Below are 11,733 nucleotides of genomic sequence, written 5' to 3' on the forward strand. Positions count from 1 at the left end.
AGCTGATCCGCGAGAAGAGCCCGACCGACGACAAGCGCCGGCCCGGGACGAGCGCCGGTCCGCGACAAACGCCGGCCCAGGACAAACGCCGGTCCGCGACAAACGACAGGCCGCCCCAATAAGCCGGCTACCCCGGATAAACCGGCGCCGTCCCGTCCTCAACGACGGTCTGCCAGGCCGCGCCCACCGGCAGCCGTACGATCCCGTCGTCCGAGTTCGCCACCAACGGCAGCTGGTCGTTCTCCGAGGCGGCTATCTCCTTGACTCCGTTGAGGCCGGGAAGCACTCCGCCCGAAGGCGTCAGACCGTCGCACTTGACGTACCGAATCTGCTGCACACCACCCGACTCGCGCCCGACCACGACGAGGCGGCTGCCGCCCGCCCACGACATGGCCGTGACCTCCATCTGCGGCGCCGCCAGACGCGGTCTGACCACCGACACCTCGGGCCGCTCTCCGGACCCGTCCTGGCGCTCGATCCGCCCGATCCGCAGGGACGTCTTGCCGTCCTCCTTCACGAGCAGCGCGACCCGTACGCCGTCGGCGGCCACCCGCACCGCCTCGATGCGCCCGCCGTCGAGGTCGTGTGTGCCCACCTCGATCGGCTCCCCCGCCCCCTTCTCCAGCAGAAGCAGTCGCGGATCCTTGGGATCGCGGTCGGCGACCCACAGGTCGCCCCTGCCGTCCCAACTCGGCGTCGACAGCCGGTCGCTCTCGGACTTGGCCCGGCTCGTCACCACCGGATCCCCGAGCGAGCCGCCCGAAGTGAGCGATGCGACGAACAGCGAGCGCCCATCCAGTGACACACCGGCCGCCCGCTCCTCGTCACGCGAGACCGCCGCCGACCGCAGCGTCTGATCGTCGTTGCCCAGTGGGCCTGGCACCGGCTCCAGCTCGGAGGCCGTGCCGCTGCCGCTGCTGCTGCCACCCATCCGTACCAGACGGTGCTTCTCATCGAGGAAGTATTGGTATTCGGGGCGGCCGACCGTGCGGTGCGGTGCGATCGTCTCCGCCTGGGCCTGGCTCAGCACGCACAGTTGCGAACCGTCCGCGCGCTGCAGTTCGACCTCGTCGACGCCTGACGGGGTCAGATCGTCGATGGTGAACAGCAGCTGAGCGGCCATCTCCATGCACTGTGCCCGCCCGACATGGTCGGCCTTCCGGTTCAGCGGGACCTTCAGCTTGTTCTGGTCGTCGGGCGACAGGGACTTCGTGCCCTTCTTCAGCTGCGTACGGCTGGGGAAGCGCGATCGCACCACCGGCTCGAGCCAGTTTGTGGGCCCTGCGAGGAGCGACTTCACCGTCTGTGTCAGCGGGTCGATCTGCCCGCGCACGTAGACGGGGTCCGCGACGAGCTCCCTCTGCCCGTCGCCGTCGGACGACGAGTCCGCGAAGTAGTACTTGTCGACCGGTTCGTAGATCCGCTGGAAGTCGGAGTCACCGAGGACCACCCCGTCCGGCGGCAGGTCGATACGCCACTCCTGGCCGTCGGGGCCGTCCACCTTCGTGAGATGCACCGCCTCCCTGTACCGGCCGCCAACGGGCTGATAGGCGTGCTGAGCGTCCACCCTGGCGACCTTCTGGCCGGTCAGTGTGTAGGTGCGATCACCGCCTCCCTCGTCGCCACCGCGGTCCACCTCGGTGGTCGGGCCGTCGGCGAGGACCACGGTCGAACTGTCCGGATTCCAGTCCTTGGACGCCTCCGCGGTCAGATACTTGCGGGCCACCTCGAACTGCGGGTCGTCGCTCGTCAGCGCCTCCAGGAAGCCCTGGACTATCTCCACGGGTGAGGCGTCGGCACTCGGCGGCATGGGGAAGACCCGGACCTGCGAGTCCGGTCCCTGCGTGGCCTGAACGCCCCGCACGTCCCCGCTGTCCGGCATGGACGCGCAGCCCGCCAGCAGGACGCCACTGCAGGCCAGGACCAGCCCGGCACGCAGCGGCCGCCGACGACCGCGCCCGAAGCGTTCAGCGCCCACCGAAGGTCTCCCCTTCCCTCACCGCGCCCGTCGCGTCGCTGACGGGATCCTTCCGGCCTTCATGGACCGGGGACACCGCTTGCCCGCTCCCGGCCTCCTCTTCGGCCGGTTCGCGGTCTTCGCCCGGACCAGCCGGTGCCGGCCGCGCAGCTGCCCTGTCGGCGACGTCCCCGGACGGCCGCGGCACGACCCGCGCGCCGCTCCCGGGAAGCGCTGTCGGATCCGCGGCCGGAGCGGACGCGGGCGCGGCGCCCAGCCGCGGGGCGATCGGCGCGCGCGTGGCCCTCTGCGAAGGCGTGTTCCCCCAGCCTTCGGCCCGGGGGACATCCACGGGTGAATGCTGCGCGGGCACCGTGGCGAGCTTGCTGCTGCTCCCGAGGGGCAACCCCGCGTCGTTCAGACCGCGGTTGCGCCGCGAGTCGTCGGGCTCCAGGGGTATCGGTGAACCCCGCAGCGGCTCGTCCGCCGTACGCGGCAGCGTCAGCCGGAACTGCGAGCCTCCGCCCGGCTCCCCCCATGCCTGCAGCCAGCCGCCGTGCAGCCGCGCGTCCTCGAGGGCGATGGACAGTCCGAGACCCGTTCCACCGGTGGTACGCGCGCGTGCCGGGTCCGCCCGCCAGAAGCGGCTGAAGACCCGCGTCGCCTCGCCGGGCTTCAGGCCCACTCCGTAGTCCCGCACGGCGACGGCGACCGCGCCGCCGGCCACGGCAAGCTTCACCACGACGTCCTTGCCCTCGCCGTGCTCGACGGCGTTGACGACCAGGTTGCGCAGCACACGCTCCACGCGTCGCGCATCGGCCTCCGCCACCACCGGCTGCTCGTCGCCGACGATCCGGATGTGCGTGCCCTTGCGCTCCGCGAGCGGCTCGGCGCCGCCGACCACGCGGCGTACGACCTCCCGCAGGTCTATCGGCTCCGCCTCCAGCGCCGCCGCGCCCGCGTCGAAACGGCTGATCTCCAGCAGGTCCGCGAGCAGCGACTCGAAGCGGTCCAGCTGGTCGGCGAGCAGCTCCGCGGAACGGGCTGTCACCGGATCGAAGTCCTCGCGCGCCTCATGGATGACGTCGGCGGCCATCCGGACGGTCGTCAGCGGGGTGCGCAGTTCGTGCGAGACGTCCGACACGAAGCGCCGCTGCATCCGTGAGAGGTCCTCCAGCTGCTGGATCTTGAGCTGGAGGTTCTGAGCCATCTTGTTGAAGGCCTCACCGAGGCGCGCGATGTCGTCCTCTCCGGTGACCTTCATACGCTCCTGGAGGCGCCCGGCGGACAGCCGCTCGGCGATCCCTGCAGCCATCCGTACGGGCGTCACGACCTGCCGTACGACGAGCCAGGCGATGGCGCCCAGCAGCACCACGACGAAGAGTCCGGCGGTCGCCAGCGTCCCCTTGACCAGGCTCAGCGACTTCTCCTCCTGTGTGAGCGGGAAGAGGTAGTAGAGCTGGTACGGCTGGCTGTTCGGATCGTTGAGCCGCTTGCCGATGACCAGTCCCGGCTGCGACTCCTGACCGCTGTCGTAGACGATGCGCGTGTAGCTCTGGAACGCGCCGGTGCCCTGTTCGACGCGGTCCTGCAGTTCTTCGGGAATGCTCGGCACGGCTTTGACACCGCCTGAGGCCCGGGGAGCCCGCGCGCTGGCGTCACCGGACGCGGCCGGGCTGAGCGTGACCACGTCGAAGGCACTCTGGCCGCCGCTGGCCAGCTGCCCCACGAGGTCGGTCATCCACACCGCGGTGTTCTGCTCGGTGCGGCCGTTCGCGGGGCCTGCGTCCTGGTCGCCGCCCGTGGGGGAAGCAGCGGTCTCGGCAGCCTTGAAACCGCCCGTGGCCTGGCTCTGCGATGCCTTCACCTTGGCGTCCAGCAGGCCGTTGCGTACCTGCCCGATGACGACGAAGCCGAGCAGCAGGACCACGCCCAGTGACATCAGCAGGGTGGTGACGACGACCTTGAGCTGGATGTTGCGCCGCCACAGCCGCAACGCGGGCAGCAGCGGACGCCGCACCCAACGTGTGAAGAGGCGCAGCACGGGGCTGCCCTGCATCCCGCCCTGAAGCAGCAGCCCGCCTTCGAGCAGGCGCGCGAGGCGTGAGGCAGGTGTCTTCCGGTCGACAGGCCGCCCCGAGCGGGCTCCCGGCGTCCCGGACGCCGGAGCGGCACTGTCCTGGGACATATCAGCTGGGTCCGGCCTTGTATCCGACGCCACGTACTGTCACCACGATCTCCGGCTTCTCCGGGTCCTTCTCGACCTTCGAGCGCAGCCGCTGCACATGTACGTTGACGAGACGGGTGTCCGCCGCGTGCCGGTAGCCCCACACCTGCTCGAGCAGCACCTCGCGGGTGAACACCTGCCAGGGCTTACGGGCCAGCGCCACCAGCAGATCGAACTCCAGCGGGGTGAGCGCGATCGACTGACCGTCGCGCTTCACGGAGTGGCCGGCCACGTCGATGACCAGGTCACCTATGGCGAGCTGCTCCGGCGCCGGCTCCTCGGACCTGCGCAGCCGCGCCCGGATACGGGCCACGAGCTCCTTCGGCTTGAACGGCTTCACGATGTAGTCGTCGGCACCGGACTCGAGTCCGACCACCACGTCGACGGTGTCGCTCTTGGCGGTGAGCATCACGATCGGCACGCCCGACTCGGCCCTGATCAGACGGCACACCTCGATGCCGTCCCGGCCGGGCAGCATCAGATCGAGGAGCACCAGATCGGGCTTGGTCTCACGGAAGGCGGCCAGCGCCTTGTCGCCGTCCGCGACGAACGACGGCTCGAAACCTTCACCACGCAGCACAATGCCGAGCATCTCGGCCAGTGCGGTGTCGTCGTCGACGACAAGGACTCGTCCCTTCATAAACGTCATCATCCCATTAGCTAATCGTTACCTGGCGTGACCTGGCACACAGGTCGGCCAGGGCCTCGGCGGTCACGGGCGACACGGCGCCCTGTTCGGTGACGATCGCTGTCACCAATCCGGGCGGCGTCACGTCGAACGCCGGGTTGTACGCCTGGGTTCCCAGGGGAGCCACCGCAATTCCGCCTCCTGCTTCCGTCCCGGCCATCGGCGCCTGCGGCACCGTGACCTCCGTCACTTCATGACCGGCCCGCTGCTCCACCTCGATCGAGGCGCCGTCCGGGGTGTCCGGGTCCACGGTCGTCAGCGGAGCCACCACGATGAACGGCACATGGTGGTACCGGGCCAGCACCGCGAGCGGATAGCTCCCCACCTTGTTCGCCACCGAACCGTCGGCCGCTATGCGGTCGGCGCCGATGAGCACCGCGTCCACCTCGCCCGCCGCGAACAGCGATCCCGCCGCGTTGTCCGTGAGCAGCGTGTACGGCATGCCGTTGCGCGCCGCCTCATACGCGGTGAGCCGCGCGCCCTGCAACAGCGGCCGCGTCTCGTCGACCCACAGCCTGCGCAGCTTCCCTGCCCTGTGCGCCGCCAGCGCCACGGCGAACGCCGTGCCCTCACCACCCGACACGAGTGCCCCGGTGTTGCAGTGAGTGAGGATCCGGTGGTTGCCGCCGGGCAGCAGCTCGTCGAGCAGCGCCAGCCCGTGCCCCGCCATCCGCGCGCTCGCCTCGGCGTCTTGCTTGTGCAGCGCACGCGCAGCCGCGAGCGCTGCCGTGGCGGCCTGCTCCTGGCCGCCACCGCCCGCGAGTGCAGCTTGGTACGCCGCGCGGGCCCTGCCCACCCCGTACGCGAGGTTCACCGCGGTGGGCCGAGCGCTCGCCAGCGCATCGGCGGCCTCTTCCACATCGAACCCGCGCACGGCGGCGAGCGCGACACCGTACGCCCCTGCGATACCGAGCAGCGGTGCACCGCGCACGGCAAGCGTCCGGATCGCCTGCACCAGAGCCGGGGCATCGGTGCACACCAGCTCGACTTCCTCGGCCGGCAGTCTGGTCTGATCGAGAAGGACCAGTACGGGACCCTCCGGTGGCTCTTCCCAGCGGATCGCCGGCGTCTGAGAGGACTGTGATTCCTCATGGGGTTGCACGTACTGATCAGCCATTCGACCAGTCTGCCCCTTACCCGACGGACAATTGAAGGTGCACAGCCGAGAAGCTGCCTGGTCCGCCCGGTCCACAGCCGGACACACCGTGGCACGATGGCTGCCAACCTGCCGCCGCAACCGCGGACGGGCACCGTGAAGGAGCGACGATGAACGACACTCCGGGCTGGGCCTCGCCCGGATCTGCCCCCTCCGACGGACAGGAACCGGACGCCTCCCGCCCCACCGACACCACCCCCGGCCAGGACGGCCCAGTGGATCCGGCGGACGACAAGCGCCCCTCCTCGAAATGGTCCAAGGAGCAGCCCCCGCCCGGCCAATGGTCCGCTCCCGGTCAGCAGGCCCCCGGCCAGACGCCGCCGACCGCCGGCACCGGCTGGGGCGGTCAGCAGCCTCCCCGGGGGCCTGGCGGCTACGGTGGCGGCCCTGCGGGCCACGGCGGTTGGGGCGGCAACTGGGGCGGCCCTCCGCCGGCGGCCAAGCCGGGTGTCATCCCGCTGCGCCCGCTCGGCGTCGGTGAGATCCTCGACGGCGCCGTGTCGACCATGCGTACGCACTGGCGCACCGTTCTCGGCATCTCCCTGGCCGTGGCCGTCGTCACCGAGATCGTGGTCGTTCTGCTGCAGAAGTTCACACTCGACGACAGCAGCACCGCCGCCCTCGAAGATCCGAGCGCAACCGTCGACGAACTCATGCGCGCGATGAGCGACACCCTGCTGAACTCCGGCGTCATCCTGCTGATCAGCCTGCTCGGCACGATCGTCGCCACCGGCCTGCTCACGACCGTCACGAGCCGCGCCGTGCTCGGCAGATCGGTCACCACCCGGGAGGCCTGGAGCGACGCACGCCCACAGCTGCTGAAACTGTTCGGCCTGACCTTCCTGCTGCTCCTCCTCGCCCTCGCCATCGTCGGCGTCGGCGCCCTGCCCGGCATCCTCATCGCCGCCGCGGGAGGTGCCGAAGCCGGTGCCGCACTGGCCGTACTGGGCGCGCTGGCCGCCGGGGTCGTCGCCCTCTGGCTGATGATCCGCTTCTCGCTGGCCTCGCCCGCCCTGATGCTCGAGAAACAAAGCATCGTGAAGTCGATGGGCCGCTCGGCCAAGCTGGTGCGCGGCGCCTGGTGGCGGGTGTTCGGCATCCAGCTGCTCGCCGCGATCATCGCCAACATCGTGGCGTCGATCATCGTGATCCCGTTCGCCTTCCTCGCCGGGGCACTGAGCGGCGGCGGCATCACCGGCTTCCTCGACAGCGGGGTCGGGGACGTCGGCTGGACGTTCCTCATCGTCAGCGGCATCGGCTCCGTGATCGGATCCACGCTCACGTTCCCGATCACCGCCGGCGTCACCGTGCTGCTCTACATCGACCAGAGGATCCGCCGCGAGGCCCTGGACCTCGAACTCGCCCGCGCCGCAGGCGTCCAGGGATACGCTTCCGGCGCACCGGGCACGCCAGGGAGCTGATGCAGTGAGTGCGACGGGGGGAGTTCTCAGGGCGGCTCTGCTGCTGCCACGCGCCGACGACGAACCGCCGGTGACGATCTCGCGCGACCCGGCGCGGGAGGCAGCCGAGCGGGAACTGTCACGGCCGATGTACCACGAGAACGACCCCGGCCTGCTGCAACGCGCCCTGAACACGTTCTGGGACTGGGTCGACGGTCTCCTCAGCGCCGCCTCCGCCGCTACACCTGGCGGCGGTATCGGCCTCTTCGTGGTCGTACTGACCGTCGTCGCGCTCCTGGCCGCACTCTGGTGGCGCCTCGGCACACCGCGCCGCGCGCCCGCATCCTCCGCGCTCTTCGACGACCGGCCACGCAGCGCGGCAGACCACCGAGCAACCGCCGAAGCGCATGCGGCCCAGGGCCATTGGAACCCGGCCGTCCAGGAGCGGATGCGAGCCGTCGTCCGCTCCCTGGAGGAGCGGGCTCTGCTCGACCCCCGCCCCGGCCGCACCGCCGACGAGGCCGCCGCGGAAGCCGGCCGCGTCCTGCCCGCGCACACGGACCGACTACGCGCTGCCGCCCGCGAGTTCGACGACGTCACATACGGCGGCCGCACCGCGGACGAACCGGCGTACCGCCGCATCTCCGATCTGGACCACGACCTGGAGCGCACCAAGCCAGTCCTCGCCGCCACAGCAGGGAGCGCGACAACAGCAGGAAGCGCGAGCAGCGCCCAGAGCACGCCCCACAGCACCACCCACCACGGGGCCGCCGAATGACCCAGGCCACCCTCACCTCCACCTCCGTCTCGCCCACCGCTCGTCAGCGGTGGACCCGCGCCCGAGGCGTCGTGCTCGCACTCGTGATTCTCCTGGCGGCAGCGATCGCGCTGGCCGTGGTCCGCTCCGGGGACCGGCACGGCAGACTCGACCCCCGCTCCGCCGACCCTTACGGAAGCCGGGCCGTCGCCGAACTCCTCGACGACCGGGGCGTGTCCACGCGCATCGTGACCACCACCGATGAGGCCCGGGCCGCAGCGGGCCCCGACACCACCCTCCTCGTGGCCGCCCCCGATCTGCTCACCGGCCGCCAGCAGACCGAACTCCGCGCCGCCACAGCCGACTCCGGCGGCCGCACCGTCCTGGTCGCCCCCGGGGATCCGTCGCTCGGCACGCTCGCCCCAGGGGTCACGGCAGACCCCGCTCCCAGCCTCGCCTCGACGCTCTCCCCCGGCTGCGACCTGCCCGCCGCCCGCCGCGCGGGAAACGCCGACACCGGCGGAAGGCGCTACACCGCCGCGACCGACGCCGACCGCTGCTACCCCGACGACGGCCTTCCCACTCTCGTGCGCATCCCGGCCGCCGACGGCACCGGCGACACCATCGTGATCGGCGCCGCCGACATCCTCTACAACGACCGCCTCGACCAGCACGGCAACGCCTCGCTCGCCCTGCAACTCCTCGGTTCCCGCACCCACTTGGTCTGGTACCTCCCCTCCCTCTCCGACGACACCGCCACCGACGCAAGCGACCGCAGCTTCTTCGACCTGATCCCCTCGGGCTGGCTCTGGGGCACCCTGCAGCTCACCATCGCCGCCGCCCTCGCAGCCCTCTGGCGCGGCCGCCGCCTCGGCCCCCTCGTCCCCGAACGCCTTCCCGTCGCCATCCGCGCCTCCGAAACCGCCGAAGGCCGCGCCCGCCTCTACCGCAAGGCGAACGCCCGCGAGCGCGCCGCCACAGCACTCCGCGCCGCCACCCGCACCCGCCTCGCACCCCTCCTCGGCGTACCCCCGGCCCAGGCGCACGCGCCCGAGGCACTCCTCCCGGCCCTCTCCGCCCAACTCCACGGCAGCGGACAGGACCTGCACACGCTTCTCTTCGGGCCGCCACCCCGCGACGACGCAGCCCTCATCACCCTCGCCGACCAACTCGACGCCCTCGAAAGAGAGGTACGCACTTCATGATGGACCCGACCACTGACAACGCCGGTCACGCAGGGGATCCGGGCACCGCCCGAGCGTCCCTGGAGGCCCTGCGCACCGAGATCGCCAAGGCCGTGGTCGGCCAGGACCCCGCCGTCACGGGCCTCGTCGTCGCCCTGCTCTGCCGCGGCCACGTCCTCCTCGAAGGCGTCCCCGGCGTCGCCAAGACCCTTCTCGTACGCGCGCTCGCGGCCGCACTCGACGTCGACACCAAGCGCGTCCAGTTCACCCCCGACCTGATGCCCAGCGACGTGACCGGCTCACTGGTCTACGACGCCCGCACCGCCGAGTTCTCGTTCCAGCCGGGCCCGGTCTTCACCAACCTGCTCCTCGCCGACGAGATCAACCGCACCCCGCCCAAGACCCAGTCGTCCCTACTGGAGGCGATGGAGGAGCGCCAGGTCACGGTCGACGGCGTCCCGCGCCCGCTGCCCGAGCCCTTCCTGGTCGCCGCCACCCAGAACCCGATCGAGTACGAGGGCACCTACCCCCTCCCCGAAGCCCAGCTGGACCGCTTCCTCCTCAAGCTCAACATGCCCCTCCCCTCCCGCCAGGAGGAGATCGGCGTCCTCACGCGCCATACGGAAGGCTTCAATCCGCGCGACCTGCGCGCCGCCGGCGTACGCCCCGTAGCAGGGCCCGCGGACCTGGAGGCCGCCCGCGCGGCCGTCGCCGAAACGTCCGTCTCGCCCGAGATCACGGGCTATGTGGTCGACATCTGCCGCGCCACGCGCGAGTCCCCGTCGCTCACACTCGGCGTCTCCCCGCGCGGCGCGACAGCGCTGCTCGCCACCGCCCGCGCCTGGGCCTGGCTGACGGGCCGCGACTACGTGATCCCCGACGACGTGAAGGCCCTGGCCCTCCCCACCCTCCGCCATCGTGTCCAGCTCCGCCCCGAGGCCGAGATGGAGGGCGTCACCGCCGACTCCGTGATCAACGCGATCCTCGCCCACGTCCCCGTACCCCGCTGAGCCGAGGACCCATGGCATTCACCGGACGCGCCGCCCTCCTTGCGGCGCTGGGCTCACTCCCCGTCGGCATCTGGGAACCCAGCTGGACGGGCATCATGGCCGTCAACGGTCCCCTGGCGCTCGCCTGCGCCTGCGACTTCGCCCTGGCCGCGCCCGTACGGCGCTTGGTCCTGACGCGCTCAGGAGACACCTCGGTACGCCTTGGAGAGCCCGCAGACGTCACGCTCACCGTCACCAACCCGTCGAACCGCCCCCTGCGCGCCCGGATCCGCGACGCCTGGCCCCCCAGCAGCTGGCAGCCCGGAAGTGAGGCCAGGTCATCACGCCACGCACTGACGGTCCCACCTGGAGAACGCCGCCGCGTCACAACTCGCCTCAAGCCCACGCGCCGTGGCGACCGCCACGCCGACCGGGTCACCATCCGGTCCTACGGCCCCCTCGGCTTGTTCACGCGCCAGGGCAGCCACAAGGTGCCTTGGACCGTTCGCGTCCTGCCACCTTTCACCAGCCGGAAGCACCTGCCCTCCAAACTGGCCCGACTGCGCGAACTCGACGGCCGCACCAGCGTCCTGACCCGCGGCGAGGGGACCGAGTTCGACAGCATCCGCGAGTACGTCCCCGGAGACGACACCCGTTCTATCGACTGGCGCGCCACGGCCCGCCAGTCCACAGTCGCAGTACGCACCTGGCGCCCCGAACGCGACCGCCACATCCTCGTCGTCCTGGACACCGGCCGCACTTCCGCTGGACGAGTAGGCGACGCGCCGCGCCTGGACGCTTCCATGGACGCGGCCCTGCTCCTCGCCGCCCTCGCATCCCGGGCCGGCGACCGCGTGGACCTCTTGGCGTATGACCGCCGCGTCCGTGCGCTGGTCCAGGGCCGAGCCGCAGGGGAGCTGCTCCCTGCCCTCGTCAACGCCATGGCCCCGCTGGAACCGGAGCTGGTGGAACTGGACGCCCGTGGTCTCACGTCCACGGTCCTGCGCACCGCACCACGCCGATCCCTCGTCGTCCTGCTCACCAGCCTCGACGCTGCTCCCATCGAAGAGGGCCTGCTGCCTGTGCTCACGCGCCTCACCCGCCGCCACACGGTCCTCGTCGCGTCTGTAGCGGACCCGCACATCGCCCAGATGGCGGCCTCGAGAGGCACTGCCGAGGCCGTGTACGACGCAGCGGCCGCCGCCCAGGCGGGGGCTGAACGCCGCCACACGGCCGAACAACTCATTCGCCACGGCGTCACAGTCGTTGACGCGACTCCTGAAGCGCTGGCCCCTGCCTTGGCGGACGCCTACCTCGCGCTCAAGACGGCCGGCCGCCTATGAGGTCAGGGGCTGGCCGCTTACCCCCGGAAATG

9 protein-coding genes are annotated in these 11,733 nt (G+C 71.2%); 5 read left to right on the plus strand and 4 right to left on the minus strand.

Annotated elements, in window-relative coordinates; all coding sequences use genetic code 11:
• Positions 1-127: 127 nt before the first annotated feature.
• From H1D24_RS27975 to mtnA, 4 genes are read right to left on the minus strand one after another with little or no spacing between them, the layout of a single operon-like run.
• Entirely contained in the window at positions 128-1,978 is a 1,851-nt protein-coding gene (locus tag H1D24_RS27975) for an LpqB family beta-propeller domain-containing protein (protein WP_181660483.1), read from the minus strand.
• Entirely contained in the window at positions 1,968-4,145 is a 2,178-nt protein-coding gene (mtrB, locus tag H1D24_RS27980; protein ID WP_181660484.1) for an MtrAB system histidine kinase MtrB, read from the minus strand. The genes H1D24_RS27975 and mtrB overlap by 11 nt, the downstream gene beginning before the upstream one ends.
• 1 nt (position 4,146) lies before the next feature.
• Entirely contained in the window at positions 4,147-4,836 is a 690-nt protein-coding gene (mtrA, locus tag H1D24_RS27985; protein ID WP_220137311.1) for an MtrAB system response regulator MtrA, read from the minus strand.
• Between the two features lie 4 nt (positions 4,837-4,840).
• On the minus strand, positions 4,841-5,989 hold the full coding sequence (gene mtnA / locus H1D24_RS27990; protein ID WP_181660485.1) for an S-methyl-5-thioribose-1-phosphate isomerase: 1,149 nt from the start codon (positions 5,987-5,989) through the stop codon (positions 4,841-4,843).
• 149 nt (positions 5,990-6,138) lie between these two features.
• On the opposite strand from mtnA, the gene H1D24_RS27995 reads away from it, so the two are divergent.
• From H1D24_RS27995 to H1D24_RS28015, 5 genes are read left to right on the plus strand one after another with little or no spacing between them, the layout of a single operon-like run.
• Entirely contained in the window at positions 6,139-7,449 is a 1,311-nt protein-coding gene (locus H1D24_RS27995) for a DUF7847 domain-containing protein (RefSeq protein WP_181660486.1), read from the plus strand.
• Positions 7,450-7,453: 4 nt separating this feature from the next.
• Positions 7,454-8,206: a DUF4129 domain-containing protein gene (locus H1D24_RS28000; RefSeq protein ID WP_309484463.1), complete on the plus strand. Its 753-nt coding sequence runs from the start codon at positions 7,454-7,456 to the stop codon at positions 8,204-8,206.
• The gene (locus H1D24_RS28005) at positions 8,203-9,390 is read left to right on the plus strand and encodes a DUF4350 domain-containing protein (RefSeq protein ID WP_181660487.1); all 1,188 of its coding nucleotides are present in this window, start codon (positions 8,203-8,205) and stop codon (positions 9,388-9,390) included. The genes H1D24_RS28000 and H1D24_RS28005 overlap by 4 nt, the downstream gene beginning before the upstream one ends.
• Positions 9,390-10,379 carry an AAA family ATPase gene (locus tag H1D24_RS28010; RefSeq protein WP_181660501.1) on the plus strand — a complete coding sequence of 330 codons (990 nt, stop codon included), beginning with the start codon at positions 9,390-9,392 and terminating at the stop codon, positions 10,377-10,379. Before H1D24_RS28005 ends, H1D24_RS28010 begins: the two co-directional genes overlap by 1 nt.
• Positions 10,380-10,390: 11 nt before the next feature.
• Positions 10,391-11,701 carry a DUF58 domain-containing protein gene (locus H1D24_RS28015; protein WP_181660488.1) on the plus strand — a complete coding sequence of 437 codons (1,311 nt, stop codon included), beginning with the start codon at positions 10,391-10,393 and terminating at the stop codon, positions 11,699-11,701.
• Positions 11,702-11,733: the final 32 nt, after the last annotated feature.

Source organism: Streptomyces himalayensis subsp. himalayensis (assembly GCF_013778455.1).
Classification (GTDB): domain Bacteria; phylum Actinomycetota; class Actinomycetes; order Streptomycetales; family Streptomycetaceae; genus Streptomyces; species Streptomyces himalayensis.